General features: G+C 69.5%; 20 protein-coding genes and 1 pseudogene. 7 read left to right on the forward strand and 14 right to left on the reverse strand.

All coding sequences use genetic code 11. The features are described from left to right. Window positions 1–4: 4 nt before the first annotated feature. Window positions 5–1,261: a formamidase gene (gene fmdA / locus CIK81_RS06810; protein ID WP_096164185.1), complete on the forward strand. Its 1,257-nt coding sequence runs from the start codon at window positions 5–7 to the stop codon at window positions 1,259–1,261. A 57-nt stretch (window positions 1,262–1,318) separates the two neighbouring features. Here the strand turns inward: fmdA and CIK81_RS06815 are convergent, their stop codons facing one another. Further along, window positions 1,319–2,092: a phosphotransferase gene (locus tag CIK81_RS06815; protein ID WP_096197396.1), complete on the reverse strand. Its 774-nt coding sequence runs from the start codon at window positions 2,090–2,092 to the stop codon at window positions 1,319–1,321. A 103-nt stretch (window positions 2,093–2,195) separates the two neighbouring features. Here CIK81_RS06815 and CIK81_RS06820 point away from each other — a divergent pair, with 103 nt between their 5' ends. Next, the gene (locus CIK81_RS06820) at window positions 2,196–2,972 is read left to right on the forward strand and encodes a class I SAM-dependent methyltransferase (RefSeq protein WP_096197397.1); all 777 of its coding nucleotides are present in this window, start codon (window positions 2,196–2,198) and stop codon (window positions 2,970–2,972) included. A gap of 2 nt (window positions 2,973–2,974) precedes the next feature. Further along, the gene (locus CIK81_RS06825; RefSeq protein WP_096164188.1) at window positions 2,975–3,538 is read left to right on the forward strand and encodes an AAA family ATPase; all 564 of its coding nucleotides are present in this window, start codon (window positions 2,975–2,977) and stop codon (window positions 3,536–3,538) included. Between the two features lie 68 nt (window positions 3,539–3,606). On the opposite strand, the gene ilvD is transcribed toward CIK81_RS06825, so the two are convergent. Genes ilvD through CIK81_RS06840 form a run of 3 tightly spaced genes read right to left on the reverse strand, consistent with a single transcriptional unit; the run spans window position 3,607 to window position 8,419 of the window. Beyond that, the gene (gene ilvD / locus CIK81_RS06830; protein ID WP_096164270.1) at window positions 3,607–5,325 is read right to left on the reverse strand and encodes a dihydroxy-acid dehydratase; all 1,719 of its coding nucleotides are present in this window, start codon (window positions 5,323–5,325) and stop codon (window positions 3,607–3,609) included. A gap of 42 nt (window positions 5,326–5,367) precedes the next feature. Further along, entirely contained in the window at window positions 5,368–6,624 is a 1,257-nt protein-coding gene (locus tag CIK81_RS06835) for an alpha-hydroxy acid oxidase (protein WP_114355558.1), read from the reverse strand. A gap of 58 nt (window positions 6,625–6,682) precedes the next feature. Then, window positions 6,683–8,419: an L-lactate permease gene (locus tag CIK81_RS06840; protein ID WP_114311819.1), complete on the reverse strand. Its 1,737-nt coding sequence runs from the start codon at window positions 8,417–8,419 to the stop codon at window positions 6,683–6,685. Between the two features lie 301 nt (window positions 8,420–8,720). Here CIK81_RS06840 and CIK81_RS06845 point away from each other — a divergent pair, with 301 nt between their 5' ends. Next, window positions 8,721–9,428: a FadR/GntR family transcriptional regulator gene (locus CIK81_RS06845; RefSeq protein ID WP_241964051.1), complete on the forward strand. Its 708-nt coding sequence runs from the start codon at window positions 8,721–8,723 to the stop codon at window positions 9,426–9,428. Window positions 9,429–9,453: 25 nt separating this feature from the next. Here the strand turns inward: CIK81_RS06845 and CIK81_RS06850 are convergent, their stop codons facing one another. The 5 genes from CIK81_RS06850 to CIK81_RS06870 all read right to left on the reverse strand — a co-directional run bounded on the left by CIK81_RS06850 (window position 9,454) and on the right by CIK81_RS06870 (window position 14,831). Continuing rightward, a complete protein-coding gene (locus CIK81_RS06850) occupies window positions 9,454–10,611 on the reverse strand; it encodes a bifunctional 2-methylcitrate synthase/citrate synthase (RefSeq protein ID WP_114355559.1) in 1,158 nt (385 codons plus the stop codon). A gap of 58 nt (window positions 10,612–10,669) precedes the next feature. Continuing rightward, on the reverse strand, window positions 10,670–11,578 hold the full coding sequence (gene prpB, locus CIK81_RS06855) for a methylisocitrate lyase (protein WP_096164193.1): 909 nt from the start codon (window positions 11,576–11,578) through the stop codon (window positions 10,670–10,672). Then, window positions 11,578–13,095, reverse strand: coding sequence for an MmgE/PrpD family protein (locus tag CIK81_RS06860; RefSeq protein ID WP_114355560.1), 1,518 nt, complete (start codon window positions 13,093–13,095; stop codon window positions 11,578–11,580). The genes prpB and CIK81_RS06860 overlap by 1 nt, the downstream gene beginning before the upstream one ends. After that, complete coding sequence (locus tag CIK81_RS06865) at window positions 13,092–13,835, reverse strand: GntR family transcriptional regulator (RefSeq protein ID WP_114355561.1); 744 nt, start codon at window positions 13,833–13,835, stop codon at window positions 13,092–13,094. Before CIK81_RS06865 ends, CIK81_RS06860 begins: the two co-directional genes overlap by 4 nt. A gap of 162 nt (window positions 13,836–13,997) precedes the next feature. Beyond that, on the reverse strand, window positions 13,998–14,831 hold the full coding sequence (locus tag CIK81_RS06870; RefSeq protein ID WP_114355562.1) for a spermidine synthase: 834 nt from the start codon (window positions 14,829–14,831) through the stop codon (window positions 13,998–14,000). A 58-nt stretch (window positions 14,832–14,889) separates the two neighbouring features. Between CIK81_RS06870 and CIK81_RS06875 the strand changes: the two genes are divergently transcribed. After that, window positions 14,890–15,372 (forward strand): GNAT family N-acetyltransferase, encoded by a 483-nt coding sequence (locus CIK81_RS06875; protein WP_114355594.1) that lies wholly within the window; start codon window positions 14,890–14,892, stop codon window positions 15,370–15,372. A gap of 51 nt (window positions 15,373–15,423) precedes the next feature. On the opposite strand, the gene CIK81_RS06880 is transcribed toward CIK81_RS06875, so the two are convergent. Then, window positions 15,424–15,780, reverse strand: a complete 357-nt coding sequence (locus CIK81_RS06880; protein ID WP_114355563.1) for an HIT family protein — start codon at window positions 15,778–15,780, stop codon at window positions 15,424–15,426. 37 nt (window positions 15,781–15,817) lie between these two features. Here CIK81_RS06880 and CIK81_RS06885 point away from each other — a divergent pair. After that, window positions 15,818–16,003 (forward strand): annotated as a pseudogene (locus CIK81_RS06885) (DNA alkylation repair protein); the annotation flags it as partial. A 41-nt stretch (window positions 16,004–16,044) separates the two neighbouring features. Here CIK81_RS06885 and CIK81_RS06890 read toward each other — a convergent pair. The 4 genes from CIK81_RS06890 to CIK81_RS06905 form a co-directional block, all read right to left on the reverse strand. Continuing rightward, complete coding sequence (locus tag CIK81_RS06890; protein WP_114355564.1) at window positions 16,045–17,454, reverse strand: GNAT family N-acetyltransferase; 1,410 nt, start codon at window positions 17,452–17,454, stop codon at window positions 16,045–16,047. A 78-nt stretch (window positions 17,455–17,532) separates the two neighbouring features. Then, window positions 17,533–19,719: a heavy metal translocating P-type ATPase gene (locus CIK81_RS06895; RefSeq protein WP_114355565.1), complete on the reverse strand. Its 2,187-nt coding sequence runs from the start codon at window positions 19,717–19,719 to the stop codon at window positions 17,533–17,535. A gap of 298 nt (window positions 19,720–20,017) precedes the next feature. Beyond that, entirely contained in the window at window positions 20,018–20,620 is a 603-nt protein-coding gene (locus CIK81_RS06900) for a DNA-binding response regulator (RefSeq protein ID WP_096166279.1), read from the reverse strand. After that, complete coding sequence (locus CIK81_RS06905) at window positions 20,617–21,750, reverse strand: sensor histidine kinase (RefSeq protein ID WP_096166280.1); 1,134 nt, start codon at window positions 21,748–21,750, stop codon at window positions 20,617–20,619. The genes CIK81_RS06900 and CIK81_RS06905 overlap by 4 nt, the downstream gene beginning before the upstream one ends. Before the next feature lie 252 nt (window positions 21,751–22,002). On the opposite strand from CIK81_RS06905, the gene CIK81_RS06910 reads away from it, so the two are divergent. Next, window positions 22,003–22,311, forward strand: a complete 309-nt coding sequence (locus CIK81_RS06910; RefSeq protein ID WP_143277967.1) for a hypothetical protein — start codon at window positions 22,003–22,005, stop codon at window positions 22,309–22,311. Window positions 22,312–22,326 lie beyond the last annotated feature (15 nt).

Raw genomic sequence — 22,326 nt, forward strand, 5'->3', positions numbered from 1 at the left:
GATCATGCCCGAGAACGTTTTCCCGCTGGATTCCACCAGGCCCTTCACCGACCAGAAGATCCTGGGACACAACCGCTGGCACCCCGACATCCCGCCCGCGGTCAGCGTGCGTCCGGGGGACACCTTCCGCGCCGACTGCCGCGAGTGGTTCGACGGCTACATCAAGAACGACGACTCCGCCGAGGACATCGCGACCGCGCCGCTGCACACGGTGCACACCCTCTCCGGGCCGTTCCGCATCGAGGGAGCGAAGCCGGGCGATCTGCTGGTCGTGGACATCCTCGACGTCGGACCGATCCCGCAGGAGGACTCCGGGCCGCTGGCGGGCCAGGGCTGGGGCTATACCGGCATCTTCGCGAAGCGCAACGGCGGCAGCTTCCTCACCGACGAGTTCCCGGACGCCTACAAGGCGGTCTGGGACTTCCGCGGTGATCGCACGACGTCCCGCCATGTGCCGGGAGTCGAGTTCACCGGCATGATCCATCCCGGTCTCATGGGCACCGCACCGTCACCGGAGCTGCTGAAGACCTGGAACTCCCGAGAGGCCGCGCTGATCGCGACCGATCCGGACCGTGTTCCCGCGCTCGCCCTGCCGCCCGAGCCGGACGGTGCGGTCCTCGGAGGCGTCCCCGAGGAAGACCGGGAGCGCGTCGCCGGCGAAGGCGCCCGCACCGCTCCGCCGCGCGAGAACGGGGGCAACCAGGACATCAAGAACCTCACCAAGGGGACCCGGATCTTCTACCCCGTGTTCGTGGACGGTGCGAACTTCTCCGTCGGCGACCTGCACTTCAGCCAGGGCGACGGGGAGATCACGTTCTGCGGCGGCATCGAGATGGGCGGCTTCCTCGACCTCCATGTCGACGTCATCCCGGGCGGCATGGAGAAGTACAACGTCACCGAGAACGCGATCTTCATGCCCGGGAACACGGCGCCCCAGCACAGCCAGTGGCTCTCCTTCTCGGGCACCTCGGTCACCCTCGACGGCGAACAGCGGTATCTCGATTCGCACCTCGCCTACCAGCGGGCCTGCTTGCACGCGATCGACTATCTGTCGACGTTCGGCTGGTCGAAGGAGCAGGCCTACCTGCTGCTCGGTGCAGCACCGATCGAAGGCAGGTTCTCCGGGGTCGTGGACATCCCCAATGCCTGCGCGACCGTGTATCTTCCGCTAGACATCTTCGACATCGACATCCGGCCCGGAGCCGGTGAGGTGCCGCAGATCGATCCGGGGATCGGGGCGCCGCGCGCGAGCGTGAGCTGAGCGATCCAGAGGGCGGGCCCTGCGGTGCTGTGCAGCGTGGGGCCCGCTGCGCGCCGTCTAGGCGCTGGCGGCGTCCGTGAGGGTCCGGGCCCACAGCGGCTCGTGCACGGCGACATAGGCCGCCGCGGTGCGCCAATGCTCGCCGTGGCCCTCGGCGAACATCGACCCCCAGGGCTCGCGGCCGACGGCGTGCGCCTCGCGCAGCATCTCGTGCATCGCCTCGGTGCGCTCCGCCATCGCGCGGGGCAGGCAGACGCGCAGGTCGGCGTCCGCCCCGTAACCGTCGACGAGGGCCGCCAGGCGCGCGGCGGAGTCCGCGGGGTCGGCCGACGCATCGTTCAGCGTGAAGGCCTGCGCCGAGTAGGCGAGGTCCCACAGCCGGGTGCTCGGCGCGGCCCCGTCCCAGTCGATGAACACCCAGCGCTCGCCGAGGAGCAGGTTCCACGGGGTCAGGTCGCCATGGCAGATCAGATCGGTCGCACCGCCCGGCACCGGGAGCAGGGGCTCCCACGGGGCGTCGGCCGACGGAGAGAAGCCCTCGGAAGCGTCATGGATCGCGCGGATCAGCGCGCCGACGCGGGAGAGCCCGCGGAACGAGAGCTGTGGCGAGTGCAGGGCGAGCGTGCCGGGCACGAATTCGAGAATCTGCCGACCGTGCTGGTCGCGGCCCCGCGCCTCGGGCACATCAATGCCCGCTGCGGCGAGTGTGCGCATCAGCTCGTGCACCGCGGCGGTGGTGGGCCCCCACGGCTTGCGCACCGTGTCGCCCACGTGCACCACGCCCTCGGTGGCGTTGCCGCCGTCGAGCGGGACCTCGTCCTCGATGGTCATCCGGCAAGAGTAGTCGCGCCGTCAGGTTCTTCACGAGACCGTCACCGATGCCTACGCCGCTCGGCTCGAGCGAGGGGAGCGAGGGGATGGCTACGCTGTGCGGATGGTGCAGCGCACATCAGAGGGCAGTGCAGGCGATGCGGACTACGGGGACATCGGGTCCTCCTACTCCCGGTACCGTCGCCCCGACCCGCGGATCGCCGCGGTGATCACCGCGGCGCTCGGGGACGCGCGCACGGTGCTGAACGTCGGGGCGGGCGCCGGATCCTATGAGCCGGCAGACCGTGAGGTGACTGCGGTGGAGCCGTCGGCGGCGATGCGAGCGCAGCGTCCCGCGGCCCTGCCGCCCGCCCTCGACGCCACCGCCGAGCAGCTTCCCTTCGCGGACGACTCCTTCGATGCCTCGATGGCCACCTTCAGCGTCCACCAATGGCGGGACCCCGCTGCCGGACTGCGGGAGCTGCGACGGGTGACCCGCGGGCCGGTCGTGATCCTCACCTGTGACCCGAGCCGGGTCGAGCAGTTCTGGCTGCGTGAGTACGCGCCCGAGGTGCTCGCCGTCGAGGCGCAGCGCTATCCCTCGCTCGACGCGCTGGCCGACGGGCTCGGAGGGACGGTCACGAGCCGCGCGGTGGCGATCCCGCAGGCCTGCACCGACGGGTTCACCGAGGCCTACTACGGCCGTCCCGAGCGTCTGCTCGACGCGGAGGCGCAGCTGGCCTGCTCGGCGTGGAGCCTCGTGGACCCAGCCGTCATCGCACGCTTCACCCAGCAGCTCACCGTCGACCTCCTCGAGGGCTCCTGGGATGCACGGCACGGCGAGCTGCGCACCCTGCCCCAGTACGAGGGCTCGCTCGTCCTCGTGGTCTCGGAGCCCTGAGAATGACACGTCCCCACTCCGTGCGACGCCCGCTGCTGGTGCTGCTCAACGGCGCTCCCGGCAGCGGCAAGTCCACGCTCGCAGAGCTCGTGGCCGCCGAGCGACCACTCGCCCTCGCGCTCGACATCGACCAGATCAAGCACTCCTTGAGCGGCTGGGATCGTGACCTGCACACCTCCGGGCTGCAGGCCCGTCGGCTCGCCGTCGCGCTGATCCGACAGCACCTCGCCGACGGGCACGACGTCATGCTCGGCCAGTACCTCGCGCGCACGCCGTTCCTCGAGGAGCTCGAACAGCTCGCCGCGGACTGCGGGGCACGCTTCGTCGAGATCGCGCTGATCCTGGACGAGGCGACGCTCGCACAGCGGCTGAGCGCGCGTCGAGAGCGACCTGACCGCCCCGAGCAGGCGGCGAACGACCGCTTCGTGGGCCCGGAGGATGCGAGTGAGCTGGTCGCGTCGATCGAGGAGGTGCTGTTCCAGCGTCCGGGCGCACACCGCCTCGACGCGAGGGAGAGCCAGGAGAGCGTGCGGGCACGGATCTCCGCACTGCTCAGCGCAGACTGAGCTCCCGCGCGTCGGCCGCCCCGTGGACCAGCACGAACGTCGACGGCGATGCGCTCACGACGGGCCCGTCAGTCCCCGAGGATCGCGCCGGTCGAGGCGGACTGCACGAGCCTCACGTACTTGCCCAGCACGCCCTTGGTGAACTTCGGCGGCAGCGGCTCCCAGCCCTCGCGGCGACTCTCGAGCTCCGCCTCGTCGACCAGCAGGTCCAGGGCGCCCGTGCCCACGTCCAGCCGGATCCGGTCCCCGTCGCGCACGAAGGCGATGGGACCGCCGTCGACCGCTTCGGGCGCGATGTGGCCGACGCACAGTCCGGTGGTGCCGCCGGAGAAGCGACCGTCGGTCATCAGCAGCACGTCCTTGCCGAGGTCGGCACCCTTGATCGCGCCGGTGATCGCGAGCATCTCTCGCATGCCCGGCCCGCCCTTGGGGCCCTCGTAGCGGATCACGACCACGTCGCCGTGGGTGATGGTGCCGTCGTTCAGCGCGTCCAGCGCGTGCTGCTCCCGCTCGAAGACGCGGGCCGTGCCCTCGAAGACGTCCTCCTCGAAGCCCGCGGACTTCACCACGGCGCCCTCGGGGGCGAGCGAGCCGCGCAGGATGGTGATGCCGCCGGTCGGGGCGATCGGTGCGGTGGCCGGGCGCAGCACGGTCCCGTCGGCCGGGCGCGGAGCGAGCACCTCGAGGTTCTCGGCGATCGTGCGGCCGGTGACGGTCAGGCAGTCGCCGTCCAGCAGCCCTTCGTCCAGCAGGGTCTTCATGACCACCTGGATGCCGCCGACATGATCGACGTCGTTCATCACGTAGCGGCCGTAGGGCTTGAGATCCGCGAGGTGGGGGACCTTCGCGCCGATGCGGGCGAAGTCGTCGAGGGTCAGGTCGACGTCCGCCTCATGGGCGATCGCGAGCAGGTGCAGCACGGCATTGGTGGAGCCGCCGAACGCCTGGACCACCGCGATCGCGTTCTCGAAGGCGGCCTTGGTCATGATGTCGTGGGAAGTGATGCCCTGGCGGAGCATGCCGACCACGGCCTCGCCCGCACGGCGGGCATCGGCGTCACGGCGACGATCGGCCGACGGTGGGGTGGCCGACCCCGGGATGGACATCCCGATCGCCTCGGCGACGGTCGACATGGTGTTGGCGGTGTAGTACCCGCCGCAGGCCCCCTCGCCGGGGCAGATCGAGCGCTCGATCCGGCCCACGTCCTCCCTGCTCATGAGCCCGCGGGCGCAGGCGCCGACGGCCTCGAACCCGTCGATGATCGTCACGTCCTTCTCGCTGCCGTCGGTGAGGGTGACGCGACCGGGCATGATCGTGCCGGCGTAGACGAACACGCTGGCCAGGTCGAGACGGGCAGCGGCCATCAGCATGCCCGGCAGGGACTTGTCGCAGCCCGCCAGGAGCACCGAGCCGTCCAGCCGCTCGGCCTGCATGACCGTCTCGACGCTGTCGGCGATCAGGTCCCGGGAGACCAGCGAGTAGTGCATGCCGTCATGGCCCATCGAGATGCCGTCGGAGACGGAGATGGTGCCGAACTGGAGGGGATACCCGCCGCCGGAATGCACGCCCTCCTTCGCCGCCTGCGCGAGCCGGTCCAGCGACAGGTTGCACGGGGTGATCTCGTTCCACGAGCTCGCGATGCCGATCTGGGGCTTGACCCAGTCCTCGTCGCCCATCCCGACCGCACGGAGCATGCCGCGAGAGGTCGTGGCTCCGAGGCCGTCGGTGACCTGACGGCTGCGAGGCTTGATGTCCGGAGAGGTGTCGGAGGTGTCGTCGGTGCTCATGCCTCGAGCGTAGGTCTCCGCGCGACGGATGTACACGTGCCCTCAGGGCAGCCGCGGCGAACCCTCCTGATCCAGGCGGGAGTAGCGGCTGAGCTGGGTGACGTGCTCCGGGGTGAGATCGGCGAGAGTGGGCACCTGCAGCAGCTTCATCGTGCGCTCGACCTGGTCGGAGAGGATCTCGATGGTCCGGTCCACCCCCTCGCGCCCGCCGGCCATCAGGCCGTAGAGGTAGGCGCGGCCGATGAGCGTGAAGTCCGCGCCCAGGGCGATCGAGGCGACGATATCAGCCCCGCTGCGGATCCCGGTGTCCAGGATGATCTCCACGTCCTGGCCGATCTCGCGGGCCACCTGGGGGAGCAGCTTGAAGGGCACGGGCGCCCGGTCGAGCTGGCGGCCGCCGTGGTTGGACAGCACGATCGAGTCGACGCCCAGATCGGCGAGCTTCTTCGCGTCCTCGAGGGTCTGGACCCCCTTGACCGCGAACTTGCCCGGCCACATCGCGCGGATCTCCGCGAGGTCCTCGAAGTCGATCGAGGGGTCCATCGCCGAGTTCAGCAGCTCGCCGACGGTGCCCCCGGTCGCGGAGAGCGAGGCGAACTCGAGCTTCGCGGTGGTCAGGAAGTCCCACCACCACCAGGGCCGAGGGATCGCGTTCAGCACGGTGCCGAGGCTCAGCTGCGGCGGGATCGAGAATCCGTTGCGGGTATCGCGCAGCCGCGCCCCGGCGACGGGCGTGTCGACGGTGAAGAACAGGGTGTCGAAGCCGGCCTGCGCCGCCCGCTCGACGAGACCGTAGGAGGTCTCGCGCTCGTTCATGACGTAGAGCTGGAACCAGTTGCGTCCGTGGGGGTTCGCCGCCCGCACGTCCTCGATCGAGGTGGTGCCGAGGGTGGACAGGGTGAACGGGATCCCGGCGGCGCCGGCGGCCGAGGCGCCGGCGACCTCGCCCTCGGTCTGCATCAGCCGCGTGAAGCCGGTGGGGGCGATGCCGAAGGGCTGGGCCGAGCTGCCGCCGAGGATCTGCGTGGAGGTGTTCACCTCGGAGACGTCGTGGAGGATCGAGGGATGGAACTCGATGTCCTCGAAGGCCTGCAGCGAGCGCGCCATCGAGATCTCGTCCTCGGCGGCGCCGTCGGTGTAGTCGAAGGCCGCGGCGGGGGTGCGCCGCGCCGCGATCCGGCGCAGGTCCTCGACGGTCAGCGCCGCGGCGAGGCGGCGATGCTTCGGGTCGAGATCGAGCTTCTTGAACGACATGAGATCGAGGATCTCTGCAGGGCGGGGGATCTGGCGCTTGACCATGGGGTTCTCCTTCAGTGTGTGAGAGGTCGGTATCGGTGTTGCTGTGCAGTCGGTCAGCTCACTGGACGGGGATCATCCAGGAGAGCACCGTGGTGGACTGGAGGCCGACGAGGAGGCACAGGGCCACCAGCATGCCGAGGCTCCACCAGATGACCTTGCGGAAGATGGCGGACTCCTGGCCCACCAGGCCCACGGCGGTCGCGGCGATGGTGAGGTTCTGCGGGCTGATCATCTTGCCGACCACACCGCCGGAGGTGTTCGCGGCGACCAGCAGGGCCGGATCCAGCCCGGCGTTCTCCGCCGCGGTCTGCTGCAGCGTGGCGAACAGTGCGTTCGCACTGGTGTCGGAGCCGGTGACCGCAGTGCCCAACCAGCCGAGGATCGGGGAGAAGAAGGCGAAGGCGGCGCCGGTGCCGGCGATCCAGGTGCCGATGGTGATCGTCTGACCGGACTGGTTCATGACGTAGGCGAGGGCGAGCACCGCGGCGACGGTGAGGATCGAGTAGCGCAGCTTCACGACGTTCGTGAGGTAGACGTCCACGGCGTCCCGCACGGACAGCCGGTACACGAGCGCGACGATCACGCCGGTGATCAGCAGCAGCGTGCCGGGGGAGGAGAGCCACTGCAGCGCGTAGACCGTGCTCGTGGTGACCTCGCCGTCCGCGGTGAGCACGTTCCCGTTCAGCCCCGGCCAGGGGATGGTGATGTCGGTGGCCTCGAGCCAGGTGCTCAACGGCCCCGCCAGCTTCGACGCCGAGAAGATCACGATGACCAGCAGATAGGGGAACAGGGCCAGGAACACCCGGCCAGGGGTCAGGGCGGCGCCGGTGCGCGGGGGCGACTGCACGTCGACCTGCGAGGAGCCGACCTCGGAGCCGGACCCCGGGCCCGTCCCCGAGGTGGCGTCGGCACCTGCATCGCTCGGCGAGGTGGCGTCGGCGTCCCGCTCCTCGGCCATCTTCGCGAGCGCGTCCTGGCCGCCGACGGGCTTCCACACCCGCAGCATGAGCACGGCGGCGGCGAGGCCCGCGAGCGAGGCGATGATGTCGGTGAGCTCGACGGAGAGGTAGTTCGAGGAGACGAACTGGCTGATCCCGAAGACCACGCCGACCACGAGGGCCAGGGGCCAGAGCTGCCGCAGACCGCGTTTCCCGTCGACCAGGAAGACCAGGAACAGGGGTACGAGCGCGGCGAGGAAGGGGGTCTGGTGACCGATGATCGCGCCGATGTGCTCGTAGTCGATGCCGGTGAGGTTGCCGGCGGTGATGATCGGGATCGCGATCGCGCCGAAGGCCACCGGGGCCGTGTTCGCGATCAGCACCACGGTCGCCGCTCGCATCGCGGTGAAGCCGATCGCCATCAGCATGACGCCGGTGATCGCGACGGGCGCCCCGAAGCCGGCGAGCGCCTCGAGCAGGCCGCCGAAGCAGAACGCGATGATGATGGCCTGGACCCGGGGATCGTCGGAGATCGCGTTGATGACCAGTCGGAGGTCCTCGAACCGTCCGCTGCGGACCGTCAGCTCGTAGAGCCAGATCGCGTTGAGGACGATCCACATGATCGGGAAGATGCCGAAGGCGAACCCCTGGGTGGCGGACAGCGCCACCAGGTGCGCCGGCATGCCGTACACGACCACGGCGACCAGGATCGCGACGGCGAGCGCGGCCAGCCCCGCCCAGTGCGCCTTCCAGCGCAGCACGCCCAGGGTGAGGAAGATCGTCAGTAGCGGCAGGATCGCGATCATCGAGGACCACAGCAGGCTGTCCGCCAACGGTGCGAGTTCTGGGGTGTACATCGGGACCTCCGACACTCCTCAGCGGCGTTGCTGCACTGCATCGCCGTCGATGTCGTGTCTCGTGAGTCGGGAGGAGCGATCCTGGGGGATCGCTCTGTGGTCAGACCACAAAGGAACACAGTGAGCGTAGGCCCTCCGGGGGAGGAGAGCAAGCACCCGGGAGAGGCGCGCGACCACGGCTGTGCGAGAACGCTGTACGAGGACGCTATGCTAGAACAGGGCAATGGTCGAGCGCAGAGATGGTGATGAGGTCGGACCGCAGGAGGGACGGGCCTCCGGTGCGGGCGCGACGTGGCGCCCGGTGACACGGAGCAGCACGCATGAGCTGGTCATCGAGGCGATCGAGGATCAGATCATGTCGGGTGCGCTCGTCGTCGGCGACCTGCTTCCCCCCGAGCGTGAGCTCGCCGCGCAGCTGAAGGTCAGCCGCGCCGGCGTGCGGGAAGCCATCCGGGTGCTCGAAGGGCACGGCGTGCTGCGGTCCGACGTCGGCTCCGGGCGTGGCGCGGGCACCTTCGTCGCCTCGCTGCCGAGCGCGGCCCTGGCCCGGTTCCTGCGCCTCCACGTCGCCCTGTCGAACTTCCGCATCCAGGAGGTCGTCGAGGCCCGCGTGATCCTCGAGCAGGCCAGCGCCTCGCTCGCGGCCGAGCGCGCCGAGGAGTCCGCCGTCGAGGAGCTGCGACATCTGGTCGCGGTGATGGACGAGCCCGGCGTGGACCGCGAGGCCTTCAACGACGCTGACACCGCCTTCCACCTCGCGATCGCCCAGGCCGGCGGCAACTCCCTGTTCTCCGACATGACCGGGGCGATCCGCGGCTCGCTGCGCGCCCCGATCCTCGAGGCGTTCACCAAGGTGGACGACTGGGACGGGATGGTCTCGATGCTGCGCGACCAGCACCACGGGATCCTCGAGGCGATCGCGCAGGGGGAGGTCCAGCGGGCAGGGGAGCTGACCGCGGCGCACATCCGCGCTGCGACCGCCGCCCTGCCCGACCTCGACGGAGCCTGAGCGGGACCGGTCCTTAGGCGCGGGATCAGGCTCCCGGCACGTGCCGCTCGTCCGGACCGTCGTACTCCGACAGCGGCCGGATCAGGGAGTTCGCCGCCCGCTGCTCCATGATGTGGGCGGTCCATCCGGTGATCCGGGCAGCGATGAACAGCGGCGTGAACATCTCCGTGTCGAAGCCCATCAGGTGGTACGTGGGACCGGCCGGATAGTCGAGGTTCGGCTTGATCCCCTTGGCCTCGTCCATCGACTGCTCGAGCCCGTCGTACAGGCCCAGCACCTCTGGACGCCCGACGTGCTCGATCATCGTGTCCATGGCGGTCTTCATCGTCGGCACCCGGGAGTCGCCGTGCTTGTAGACGCGGTGCCCGAAGCCCATGACCTTCTTCTTCTGGGCGAGGGCGTCGTCCATCCAGGCCTTGGCCCGGGCGCGGGCCTCGTCCTGGGACTCCTCCGGGCGGATCCCGATCTCGTCGAAGGTGTGCATCACGGCTTCGTTCGCACCGCCGTGCAGCGAGCCCTTGAGCGCACCGATCGCGCCGGTCACGGCCGAGTGCAGATCGGACAGGGTCGACGTGATCACCCGGGCGGTGAAGGTCGAGGCGTTGAAGGAGTGCTCGGCGTACAGCACCATCGAGACGCGGAACGCCTCGACGATCTCGTCGGCCTGCTCCTCGCCGAACGTCATCCACAGGAAGTTCCGGGAGTAGTCCAGATCCTCGCGCGGGGGCACCGGGTCGGTCGGGCCGCCTGCCCGGCGTCGGCGCTGCTCATAGGCGATCACCGCCGGCAGCTGGGCGAACAGGCGCCTCGCCTTCTCCCGCTCCGCCTCCGGCGAGGAGTCCTCGGCGTCGGGGTCCAGGCCGCCGAGCAGCGAGACGGCGGTGCGCACCGAGTCCATCGGATGGCAGCTCGTGGGCAGGGAGTCCATCACCGTCTTCACCTCGGGGGCCAGAGCGCGATGGGAGCGCTCGTGGCGCAGTGCCGCCTCCAGCTCGACCGTGGTGGGCAGCTCTCCTGTCCACAGCAGGTGCGCCACGGCCTCGAAGGGCTGGGAGGCGGCCAGCTCGGGCACGGGATAGCCGCGGTAGAGCAGGGAGTTGGTCTCCGGATTGACCTTGGAGATGGCGGTGACGTCGGCGACGACCCCGTTCAGCCCCTTGCGGATCTCGGTGGTCTCGTTCATGTCTCGCTCCTGTGGTCGACGGCGATGTCGGGATGCATGCTGAGGTGCGGGTCGGTGATCAGCGGTCGGCGGTGGGCACCTCGAAATCGAAGACCGAGGTGTCGAATCGGTTGTAGGCCTCGTAGTCCACCAGTTCGTAGAGGCGGGCGCGAGTGAGCATCTCATCCACCCGGGAGGCCTGGGTGCCCTCCGCCAGAATCGTCTCCAGCACGCGTTCGGCCGCACCCATCGCGGCGCGCAGCAGCGTGACCGGGTAGATCACCATCGCCACACCGGCCTCGGCGAGCTGGGTGCGGGTGAAGAGCTCGGACTTCCCGAACTCGGTCATGTTCGCCAGCACCGGCACGTCCACCGCGGCGCACACCTGCTCGAACTCCGAGAGGTCCGCGAGCGCTTCGGGGAAGATCGCGTCGGCCCCGGCATCGACCAGGGCCTTCATCCGGTCGATCGCGGAGTCCAGCCCGGAGGTGGCGCGCAGATCGGTGCGGGCCATCACCAGGAAGTCGTCGTCGCGGCGCCCGTCGGCCGCGGCGCGGATGCGCTTCGTCGCGGTCTCCAGGTCCACCATCGACTTGCCGTCGAGGTGTCCGCAGCGCTTGGGGTTGACCTGGTCCTCGATGTGGCAGCCGGCCAGGCCGGCGTCCTCGAGCTCCTGCACGGTGCGCGCCACGTTCATCGGTTCGCCGAAGCCGGTGTCGGCGTCGATCAGGCACGGCAGGTCGGTGGCCGCGGCGATCTGCCGGCCGCGAGCGGCGACCTCGCTGAGCGTGGTGAGCCCGATGTCGGGCAGGGCGAGCTCGTTCGAGATCACGGCGCCGGAGATGTAGGCGCCGGGGAAGCCCTTCTCCTGGATCAGCCGGGCGGAGAGCGGGGTGAACGCCCCGGGGAACGGCTGGGCGGCTCCGGGCTCGAGCAGAGCACGCAGGTCCTGCCGCTTCTGGGTGGCGGTCCGGGTGGAGTTCAGCATCAGAGCAGTCCCTTCGGCCCGGCGGCGGGATCGACGACCCCGGTCGCGGTGCGGATGTTCAGCCGTCCCAGCTCTCCGGCGGTGAGCTCCGGCAGGTTCGCGGCGGTCTCCAGGAAGCGCTCGATCTCGGCATCGTCCACGAGCCCGTCGGCCAGGGAGCGGAACTTCTGGATGTACTGCGCGCGGGCGAACGGACGGGCGCCGAGGGGATGCGCGTCGGCCACGGCGATGCTGTCCTCGATGACGGTGCCATCGGTGAGCGTGATGCGCACGTCGCCGCCGAAGGCCTTCTCCTCCAGGTCCAGGGAGTGGTAGCGGCGCGTCCACTCGGGATCCTCCTGCGTGGTCACCTTCTGCCACAGCGCCACGGTGTCCGCCCGTCCGGCCCGTTCCGGGGCGTAGGAGCGCTCGTGGTGCCAGGTGCCGTCCTGCAGGGCGACGGCGAAGATGTACGGGATCGAGTGGTCCAGGGTCTCGCGGGAGGCCGACGGATCGTACTTCTGGGGATCGTTGGCCCCGGAGCCGATCACGAAATGCGTGTGGTGCGAGGTGCGGATCAGCACCGAGTCCACCTGCGCAGGATCGGTCGCCTCGGGATGCTCGGTGTGCAGTCGGCGGGCCAGGTCGATCCAGGCCTGCGCCTGGTACTCCGCCGAGTGCTCCTTGGTGTAGGTCTCCAGGATCGCGCGCTTGGCCTCGCCCGGCGCCGGCAGCGGCACGGTGTAGCGGGCCTCGGGGCCGTCCAGCAGCCACGCGATCACGCCGTCCTCGCCCTCGTAGATCGGCACCGGCGAGGTCTGCCCGCGCATCGCGCGGTCCACGGCCTCGATCGCCATCTTCCCGGCGAAGGCGGGGGCGTGGGCCTTCCAGGTGGAGATCTCGCCCTTGCGGGACTGCCGGGTGGCGGTGGTGGTGTGCAGGGCCTGCCCGATCGCCTGGAACACCGTCTCGGTGTCCAGCCCCAGCAGGGTGCCGATCCCGGCCGCGGCCGACGGGCCCAGGTGCGCCACGTGGTCGATCTTGTGGGCGTGCAGGCTGATGGCGCGCACGAGGTCCACCTGCAGCTCGTAGCCCGTGGCGACCGCCCGGATCAGGTCGTGGCCGGAGCATCCCGCATGCTCGCCGACGGCGAGGATCGGCGGGATGTTGTCCCCGGGATGGGAGTACTCCGCCGCCAGGAAGGTGTCGTGGAAGTCGAGCTCGCGCACTGCTACGCCGTTGGCCCAGGCGGCCCATTCGGGGGACGTCTTCTGGTCGATCCCCATGATGCTCGCGCCGCTGCCGCCGGTGGAGACCGGATGGCTGAGGGCCTGGGCACGGGCGGAGACGATCGGGGCGCGGCCGACGGAGGCGACCGCCACGGAGGCGTTGTCGATGATCCGGTTGATGATCATCTCCTGCACGTCGGCCTCGACCGCGACCGGATCGGTCGCGACCTCGGCCATGGCCCAGGCGAGCTGCCCCGAGCGGGGAAGGTTCTCCTCGGATCGGTGGACGCGGACGTCGTGGTCTCTCATGCGGTCGTCTCCTTCAGTCGGGCCTCGGGGCCGAGGGTGGTGCTGGCGGTACTGGGCTGCGCGGGGCCGCCCGGCGGTGGGGGATCGGGCGCGGGGAGCGACGCCGTCCGCAGATGGGACAGTGCGTGCTGCAGATGCAAGACGGTGGCGGCTGCGGCGAGCTCCGGATTGGTGCCGGCCACCGCGCGGGCGATGGCGGCGTGCTCGCGGGCGGACTCGGCCAGGCGCTCGGGCGAATGGCGAGAGAGCCGGCGCAGCCGGACGAGGTGGATCCGCACGGTGCGCAGCGAGTCGGTGAGATAGGCGTTCCCGCTCGTGGAGTCGATGGCGCGGTCGAGCTCCTCGGTCAGCGCGTAGTACTCGCTGGGCTCGGCGCCCTCCCTGAGGGGCGCGACGGCGTCCTCGAAGCGGACGGCGAGACCGGAGAACAGCTCTCGGGCCGCGGGGTCGTGCTGCGCGTTCTCGGCCGAGCGCCGCACCGCGAGCACCTCCAGAGCGATTCGCAGGTCGAACAGCGGGGCCGCTTCGTCGAGGGAGACCGCAGTGACCACGACGCCGCGCCCTGCGGAGGGCGCCGCCAGCCCGTCGGCGACCAGGCGGCCGAGCGCCTCACGCAGCGGGGTCCGGGAGATCCCGAGCCGGGCGGACTGCTCGACCTCGGCCAGCACGGACCCGGGGGCGAGGTCCCCCGCGATGATCTCCTCGCGGAGGGTGAGGTGAGCCCGATCGCTGGCACGCATACCCGCAGTGTATACACACTCGGGCATCAAATGAGATCGGTCCCATGGATGCCGACGTGGATCGAAGTGATGGTCGATCACTGTATACAAAACGGGCGAGTGTCGACGGACATGCCGCCCGCGGGCATGTCGTCGGCGGGGACGTGGTCAGCGATCCGCTGGTCAGCGGCGTCGGCCGATCTCGCGGAAGGCCTCGACCGTCTCGTCGGGGTCCAGAACCGCAGCAGGATGCGGGCCGGCTCTCTTCCACGCGGTACGCCACTGCTCGACATCGGGGGAGGAGAGCGCACCGCCCGCGAGCAGCACCATGTTCCCGTCGGCCGGGCGGGTCAGCAGCGAGGCGTGAGTCAACGTCCACACCCCCGAGAGGCCTCGATCCTCGGCGGCGTCCTCGAGGTCGCGGACCTGCTGGGCGAGGAACCGCTGACCGGCGTCGTCACCGACGTTGACCAGCAGCAGGCCGTTCTCCTCGAGGTGGTCGAGGGCCTCGAGATAGAAGTCCTTCGAGGCGAGGTGGGCGGGGGAGGACTCACCGGAGAACACGTCGATCACGAGAGCATCGAAGCGTCGACCATCCATCGCGGCGAGCTCCTCGCAGGCGTCACCGATCACGATCTCCAGGTCTGTTCCGACGGGCAGCGGCAGGGCTGTCGTGACGAGGGTGGGCAGCTCGCGTTCGATCTCGATCGTGAGCTGGGCCGAGCCGGGCCGAGTGGTCTGCACGTAGCGGACGAGGGTCAGCGCGCCCGCCCCGAGATGCGCGATCCGGATGGGCTCGCGGGCCGGACGGAAAGCATCCAGGACGTGGGTCATGCGCAGCAGGTACTCGTGCACGATGTGCGTCGGGTCCGCGAGATCCACATGGGACTGCTCGGCGCCGCCGATCTGCAGCACCCAGCCGCCGTCCACCTCGTCCTTCACGATCCACGCGGGCTGGTCGGAGAACGCCAGCTGCACGCTGCGCTGAGAGGCCGGAGGGAGGGCGGAGGGGGTCATGGCCTCATTGTGCGCGATCCGCAGGTCGGGGCGGACTGGGCAGGGGAGAATGTCGATCATGGACATTCTGGAACTCGACGGTATGCACGTCACGGTGGCCCGCGCCCAGGTCGACGATCTTCCCGCGATCATCTCGCTCCTGGCGGACGACGTGCTGGGCCGTGACCGCGAGAGCACCGATGCGGAGCCGTACGAGACGGCGTTCCGGCAGATCGAGCAGGATCCGAACCAGCTCGTGATCGTGGTGCGGGAGGCGGACGCGGCCGACGGGCCGATGCTGGCGACGATGCAGCTCACCCTCATGCCGAGCCTGTCCCGCGGTGGTGCCGTCCGGCTGCAGATCGAGGCGGTCCGGGTGGCGGCGTCGGCCCGGGGGACCGGGCTCGGGACGGCGCTGTTCCAGTGGGCGCACGAGTGGGGCCGTGAGCACGGAGCACGCCTCGCGCAGCTGACCACCGATTCCTCGCGCACCGACGCGCATCGCTTCTACGAGCGGCTCGGCTACGAGGCGAGCCACGTGGGATTCAAGCTGCCCCTGTGACCCTGCCGAGTCTGGTGCCCGGCGTCCGGCGTCCGGCGTCGGGCGTCGGGTTCAGCGTCGCGGGCCGGAGTGCACGTGGACGTGCAGGTGCTTGGAGTCCTGATAGGCGCCGAGGTTCGTGAGCACCGCCGCCGCCCCGTGCTCCTCCTCCACTGCGCGGGCGACCTGCTGCACGGCGGACAGCACGGCCCGCACGTCGGCCTCGTCCTCGGGGCCCGCTGTGGTGAGGGACGCGATGTGCCTCTTCGGCACGACGACGATGTGCACGCTCCAGAACGGCCGGGTGTGGTGGAAGGCGAGCACCCGTTCGTCCTCGTGGACGACGTCCAGCGCTCCCGGATCCGGGAGCGCCACATCGCAGTAGAAGTCCGAGCCGGAGTACGAGCGGGCCGAGGGAGGAGTGGTCATGCCTCCAGTATCCAGGCCGTCGCGCCCCACGTATTCCCGGTCGCGAGCGATGAACGCCTGCCTTGCCCAGATCGGGATCACGCACCCCGAGCTGCGTGAGCGGGCCAAGGACAACGGCGAGCGGCTCGGCGTGCTGAGGGACCATCCGACCCCGCCGAACTGCACCTCACCCTGCGCGCCGATCTGGATCGAGGAGATGGTCCGGCGAGGCAGCGCCGGCTGAGACGCCGCTCGCCCCGCCGCGGTGGGGCAGCTCCTGAGCCGTCAGTACCCGATGCTCAGCTGCAACGGGGCTGCCGGTGCGAACGCGACGTCGAGCCACGCCGTCGCCGTGGCGTCGGCCGTGACGCGATTCGCTGCGGCGAGGGTGCCCCATCGGGCCTCGCCGTGCAGCAGCGAGCTCAGCTCCGAGATGCCCACCTGCACCACCGCGGCATCGGGCGCTGCGTCCGCGGAAAGCTGCTGGACGCTGCCGGTTCCTTCGCCGTCGACGGTGAGGAGGAAGCGTCCGCCGGTGATGGCCAGCGGGTCCTCCACCTCGAGCACGACGGACCCGGCCGCGCGGTAGCGGCGGGCTCCGAGGGCGGCGGCGACGTCGAGGATGCGCACCCAGTGGTGGTCGTGCTCCGTGGACGTCAGGGCCCGCTGGTCCTCGAGCATCCAGCGCACCGGCTCGTCGAGCGAGCGCAGGTTCGCCGTGACCGTGCCGATCAGGTCGTGCGTGAGCGCGAAGCGCCACAGCGCCGCGTACGCGTCGGTGGACGCGGCCAGCAGACTCTGGATCCGCAGGGCCGCTTTCCCGTCGGCCTCCTTGATGCTGTAGACGACCACGCCGCGCACGCGCCCGTCGTCGTCCGTGTACTGGACCGCGCGGAAGCCCTTCTCCTCCTCCTCGGGGTGCAGTCCGGCGGCGTCGCGCAACAGACCGGGCCAGCCGGTGACCTCCCCGGGTCGCTCCGCCACCGTCTCCGCATGAAGGCTCGCGAGCGCTCGCATCGCCTCCTCGCGCTCGATCGGGTCGATACGTCCGCGGCCCTCTTCGACGGGCCGCGGCCCCACCCAGCCGGCGCGTCGGTTCTCGATCGTGAACTGCCGTGCGCCGACGGACGGGCCGAACCCGTAGCGTCCGTAGATCGTCGCCTCGGACACGGTCAGGCCCGCAACCGCATAGCCCGCGCCTGCCGCCGCCCGCAGCTCACCCTCGAGCATGGCGCGGGCGATGCCGCGCCGCCGATGTGTGGACGATACCGTGACCACGCTGATCGCCCACATCGGCACGATGCATCCGGGATCGAGCACCAGGCCGGTGCCCCAGGTCCCGATCGTCGCCACCGGCGTCTCGGCATGCGGGGCGGCGGGATCGAACACCCCGACCAGCCTCCCGTCGAGCTGCAGCAGCGTGCTGCGCCAGCCCACCAGGTGCTCGGCGCGATCCTCCAGGAAGCCGCGACTGATCGCCTGCACGAAACGCTCATAGGCGGCGTCGTCCCGCGCATCGATCGTGCGGTACTCCAGGCCGCGGGACTGCAGGGCCTCGCCCGAGGCCCGATCCAGCGACACCTCGGCGGCCGGTGTCCAGGCCGGCAGTCCGTGCGGGGCGGGCAGGGCGTCGAGCGCGGCGATGGCGTCCTCGAGCGTGGGGGCAGGGGCAGTCGATGAGGCAGGGTTCGTCATGAGGATCAGAGTAGTTTCTCCCAGGTAGGGGCACTGTGCGTTCTCCGGGATGCGGCCGCGGGTCCCGGTGCGGGCGGGTCAGCGACGAGTCCGCATGGCGGTGACCGACGCCTCCGGGCGCAGATCCAGGCGTCGCAGGAGCTGGGCGTTCAGGGCGACGACGACGGTGGACAGGGACATCAGGACCGCTCCGACGGACATCGGCAGGACGAATCCGACGGGAGCGAGGACCCCGGCTGCCAGCGGCACGGACAGCAGGTTGTACCCCGCAGCCCACCAGAGGTTCTGTCTCATCTTGCGATAGGCCGCTCGGGAGAGCTCGATGACCGAGAGCACCGATCGCGGATCGGAGCCGGCGAGCACGACCCCCGCGGAGGCGATCGCGACGTCCGTGCCGGCACCGATGGCGATACCGACATCCGCCCGAGCGAGGGCAGGGGCATCGTTGACGCCGTCGCCGACCATCGCGACCTTCTTGCCCTCCGTCTGGAGCTGGGCGACCGTGGAGGACTTGTCCTCGGGCCGTACCCCGGCGAAGACACGGTCGATACCGAGCTCGCGACCGACGCTGTGCGCGACCGCCTCGGCGTCACCGGTGATCATGACGACCTCGACACCCACGCTGTGCAGGGCATCGATGGCCTCGCGGGACTCGGGACGCACCTCGTCGGTGAGCTTGAGCCCCCCGATCACGTCGCCATCACGGAGGACGTGGAGGATGATCGCTCCCTCCTGACGCCAGGCCTCGGCCTCTGCGATCTCGCGGGCTCCGGTCTCCTCGAGCAGTCGGGGGCCGCCGACGCGGATCTCCTGTCCGTCGACCCGGGCGCTGACTCCCAGAGCGGGGGTGGACGTGATGTCGGAGCCCGGAGGGATGTGGATCCCGTCGGCCTGGGCCCTCGCGACGATGGCGCGCGCCAGCGGGTGCTCGCTCTCCCCTTCGGCGGCGGCAGCGTGAGCCAGCACCTCGGCCTCCTGCGCGCCGCGAGCGATGACCTCGGCGAGGACGGGCTCGCCCTTGGTGAGGGTGCCGGTCTTGTCGAACAGGACGGTGTCCACGGTGCGCATCGCTTCCAGCGCCAGCCGGTCCTTCACCAGGACTCCGCCGCGGGCGGCCCGTTCCGTCGCGATCGACACGACCAGGGGTATCGCGAGTCCCAGGGCGTGGGGGCAGGCGATCACCAGGACGGTGACCGTGCGGATGACAGCGTCATCAGGCATGCCGAGCAGCGACCAGGTGATCGCGGTGATCACGGCGGCGCCGAGTGCGAACCAGAACAGCCACGCCGCAGCGGTGTCTGCGATGCGCTGCGCCCGGGAGGAGGAGTTCTGCGCTTCGGTCACCAGGCGCTGGATGCCGGCGAGGGCGGTGTCATCCCCGGTGGCGGTGACCTCGATGCGGAGGCTGGAGTCGGTGGCGACGGTGCCCGCCACGACGGACTCTCCGGTGGAACGCGTCACGGGCCGGGACTCACCGGTGACCATGGATTCGTCCACGTCGGCGCGGCCTTCACGGATCGTTCCGTCGGCCGGGATGTTCGCTCCGGGGCGCACGAGGACCAGGTCCCCGTGTCGCAGCTCGGTGGGCGAGACGCTCACGAGGTCGTCGCCCTCGATGCGTTCTGCCGTGTCCGGCAGCAGCGCGGCCAAGGAATCGAGGGCGGACGTCGTCTGGGCGAGGGAGCGCATCTCGACCCAGTGCCCCAGCAGCATGATCACGACCAGCAGGGCGAGCTCCCACCAGAACTCCAGCTGGTGGTCGAGGATCCCGAGGGTCGCTCCCCAGGAGGCGATGAACGCGACGGTGATCGCGAGGCCGATCAGCAGCATCATCCCGGGCTGTCGGGAGCGGATCTCGGAGACCGCGCCGGTGAGGAACGGGCGACCGCCCCAGACGTACATGACGGTGCCGAGGAGCGGAGCGATCCACAGCACACCGGAGAAGTCGGGAACGCTGTATCCCAGCAGCATCGCGAACATCGGCGAGAACACGACCACCGGCACCGCGAGGATCAGGTTGATCCAGAACAGCCGTCGGAACTGTGCGACGTGGTCCCCATGGTCGGAGTGGCCCTCATGTCCCGAATGGCCTTCATGTCCCGAGTGACCTTCGTGGTCACCATGCGATCCGTGGCCTTGCTGCGCAGCGGGGGCGTCGTGCTCCGCGAGGCCGGTGCGGCCGTCGGGAGGCGTCGAGGAGAGGTGGGAATGCTGCGAGCCGAGGTCGCCGGGGGAGTGGCGGTGAGCATGGTTGTCAGCGTTCATACCTCTGACCATATACCCCTAGGGGGTATACGTCGAGGGCGTGGGGCTGGTCTGGCGGGTGGGTCGTGCGCCCTTCCGTCGGCAATGTTGAGCGGGAGTCTTGCTGTGTGTAGGTTCTCGCGCGATCTGTCAGAGGTGCAGTGAGGTGACCTGCGGTGCATCTTGTGGGCAAGATGCTCAGATTCTCGCCTAGTTGTCAGAATCCTCAGGCGTGCAGTGGGATGAGGCGACCGCAGGCGTCTCGTTGTTGTTGTGTTTCCTTCGAAGAAGGGGTCCGTAACGAGCCCTTTCCGGCGGGTCAAATCCAGCCGTGGGCTTTAGCGTGTTTCGCGGCGGCGTGGCGGGTGGAGACGCCGAGTTTGGTGATGGCGTCGGAGAGGTAGTTGCGGACGGTCCCCTGAGCGAGGTGCAGGTGTGTTGCGATCTCGGGGACGCTTCTACCGTCCTCTGTGAGGCGGAGGGCATCGAGTTCTCGTTCGGTGAGAGGGCAGTCGACGCTGATCGCATCAAGAGCGAGGTCAGGGTCGACATACCGTTCACCCTGGTCGATGCGTCCGACGATGGTGGAGAGCTGTTCCGCGGGAGTGTACTTCGGGACGAATCCACGGACGCCCGCAGCAAGGGCTGACCGAAGAATGCCGGGGCGGGCGTGCCGGGTGACGATCACGATCCGGCGCTGTGGATTCTCGGCGAGGAGTGCTTTGGCAGTGTCGAGCCCTCCGAGGCCGGGCATCTCCAGGTCGAGGAGGAACACGTCGGCCTCGGTGCGGGCAGGGTCCGCGAGTACGGTGTCACCGCTGGGAGCTTGGGCAATGACGGTGATGTCACCGTCGAGGTTCAGGAGTGAGGCAAGTGCTGTGCGAAGCAGCTCTTCGTCGTCGGCGAGGTAGACCCGGATCATCGTGCTTCTCCTCTCGCGGCGTAGCGGGCGGTAACGGTGAAGGTATCGCCGTGATGCCTCCAGTCGAGAGAGCCTCCGTGTTCGGCGAATCGGGTTTGCAGGCTCACGAGCCCGTTACCGCCATCCGCGGCCGTGCTGCGCTTGGCGCGGACCCCGTCGTTGGAGATCGTGACCGTGTCGGGGGCGAAGCGGATGCTGACAGTGCTGGCTGCTGAGTGGCGGAGGATGTTGCTGACACCTTCTCGAACAGCGGTCGCGACCAGCGGTTCCCAGTCACCCAGCATCGTGGGGACGGGATCGATTGTAGTGACGATGCCGGTGGTGGTGAGGAGCTGTTTGACGTTGGCGAGTTCCGTGGCGAGCGTGACCGTGCGGTAGACGTTCGCGATCTGTCGGGTCTGCGCGGAGACGTCCGCCACCAGTGCTTCGATGTCTGCGAGCTCGTGCCGGGTGGTATTGGGCGCACGATCCAGGCTGCGGCGGGCGAGTTCGGCTTTCAACTTGATGGCGACCAGCGTGTGACCTTGTACGTCGTGTAGATCATTTGCGAAGCGAAGCCGCTCCCGAGTGACGGCGAGCTCGTTCTCGTTTGCGCGGTGGGCGTCCATGCGGGCGAAGACCACCCAGCCGAGTTCGAGGGAGAGGAACACGATGACCTCGGCGCAGAGGAAGAGCACGGCTGCGACCTGATCGGTCAGCCATCGCTCGCCATCCAGGCGTCCGCTCACTCCGGCGATGACCGGGGCGAGAACGATGGCGGCCGTGGCGAGCGTTGCCCAGGGCCACCATGGCCTGCGGGTAGCGATCGCGTACGCGAGAGGGAGGAACAGGGCGAAGCCCACAGCGGGAGATGCTCCAATCCACACAGCAACGCCCCATCCGAGCACGCCGATGACCGCGGTGATCTTGAGGAGCCCGAACCGCAGGTGCCGTGGCCAACGGGCACCGTTCACACAGGTGAGTAGCCCCGCAGCTGTCGCCGTGGCAAGCGCCCCCAGGTGGAGTCCTGAGGTGAGGGCGGTGGCCGCGGTGCCGATGACTCCGAACAGAGCCGCCGTGACCACATAGGCCCAGCGGGTGAGACGTCGATAGGCGTCCAGTGAGACGTTCACGTCGAGCTTGTCTGCCACCTCGCCTCACTTTCCCTTCGATCTTTTCGAGCCCGGATCCGGCCTCACCGGAACCCGGTTCCCGCCCTGCCATCAACACTCCCACAGCTGGACGAGAGGGCTGTAGTGGGCACGATCATTTCTGGACCTGACAACTGTCATATGCCCATCGGGACCAGCGTCAGATCAGGTGGTGACCGGATGCCCTGACGTACTTTCGACAGTTTCTCGACGATGGTAAGTGACCTCGAAAAGAGAACGCAGACCTGTTCGATGAAAGGAACACGAGCTATGAGTAAAGCCCTTAGCGGGATCCTGATCACGATTCTGACCCTGGTGCCCGCGGGCATCGCGATCGTCGTCACGATCGAGGCGGTCCGCACCGGACGCGTCGCGCTCGGCGGTGACAGCGTCGCCGACAACATCCCCGTTGACTTCTATGGCACGTCCTCGTTCCTTCCCGCTGGCGTGCTCGACAACGCCGGATGGGTGATCGCGGCGTGCATTGTCTGGATCATCGCCGCCGCCCTTCTGGCGGGCCTGACTGTGCTGCGCCGTACGGATGCGCGGCGCACCCGATGACCCGAGAGGAACACA

Origin of the sequence: Brachybacterium sp. JB7, assembly GCF_003335205.1 — a bacterium.
Lineage (GTDB): Bacteria > Actinomycetota > Actinomycetes > Actinomycetales > Dermabacteraceae > Brachybacterium > Brachybacterium alimentarium.

Coding starts and splice junctions, on each gene's coding strand:
- CIK81_RS06900 (WP_096166279.1), bottom strand. CDS start 20,620: ATGATCCGGGTCTACCTCGCCGACGACGAAGAGCTGCTTCGCACAGCA.
- CIK81_RS06890 (WP_114355564.1), bottom strand. CDS start 17,454: ATGACGAACCCTGCCTCATCGACTGCCCCTGCCCCCACGCTCGAGGAC.
- CIK81_RS06825 (WP_096164188.1), top strand. CDS start 2,975: ATGACACGTCCCCACTCCGTGCGACGCCCGCTGCTGGTGCTGCTCAAC.
- prpB (WP_096164193.1), bottom strand. CDS start 11,578: ATGCTGAACTCCACCCGGACCGCCACCCAGAAGCGGCAGGACCTGCGT.
- CIK81_RS06815 (WP_096197396.1), bottom strand. CDS start 2,092: ATGACCATCGAGGACGAGGTCCCGCTCGACGGCGGCAACGCCACCGAG.
- CIK81_RS06910 (WP_143277967.1), top strand. CDS start 22,003: ATGAAAGGAACACGAGCTATGAGTAAAGCCCTTAGCGGGATCCTGATC.
- CIK81_RS06875 (WP_114355594.1), top strand. CDS start 14,890: ATGGACATTCTGGAACTCGACGGTATGCACGTCACGGTGGCCCGCGCC.
- CIK81_RS06835 (WP_114355558.1), bottom strand. CDS start 6,624: ATGGTCAAGCGCCAGATCCCCCGCCCTGCAGAGATCCTCGATCTCATG.
- CIK81_RS06820 (WP_096197397.1), top strand. CDS start 2,196: ATGGTGCAGCGCACATCAGAGGGCAGTGCAGGCGATGCGGACTACGGG.
- CIK81_RS06865 (WP_114355561.1), bottom strand. CDS start 13,835: ATGCGTGCCAGCGATCGGGCTCACCTCACCCTCCGCGAGGAGATCATC.
- CIK81_RS06895 (WP_114355565.1), bottom strand. CDS start 19,719: ATGAACGCTGACAACCATGCTCACCGCCACTCCCCCGGCGACCTCGGC.
- CIK81_RS06850 (WP_114355559.1), bottom strand. CDS start 10,611: ATGAACGAGACCACCGAGATCCGCAAGGGGCTGAACGGGGTCGTCGCC.
- fmdA (WP_096164185.1), top strand. CDS start 5: ATGCCCGAGAACGTTTTCCCGCTGGATTCCACCAGGCCCTTCACCGAC.
- CIK81_RS06880 (WP_114355563.1), bottom strand. CDS start 15,780: ATGACCACTCCTCCCTCGGCCCGCTCGTACTCCGGCTCGGACTTCTAC.
- CIK81_RS06840 (WP_114311819.1), bottom strand. CDS start 8,419: ATGTACACCCCAGAACTCGCACCGTTGGCGGACAGCCTGCTGTGGTCC.
- CIK81_RS06870 (WP_114355562.1), bottom strand. CDS start 14,831: ATGACCCCCTCCGCCCTCCCTCCGGCCTCTCAGCGCAGCGTGCAGCTG.
- CIK81_RS06860 (WP_114355560.1), bottom strand. CDS start 13,095: ATGAGAGACCACGACGTCCGCGTCCACCGATCCGAGGAGAACCTTCCC.
- ilvD (WP_096164270.1), bottom strand. CDS start 5,325: ATGAGCACCGACGACACCTCCGACACCTCTCCGGACATCAAGCCTCGC.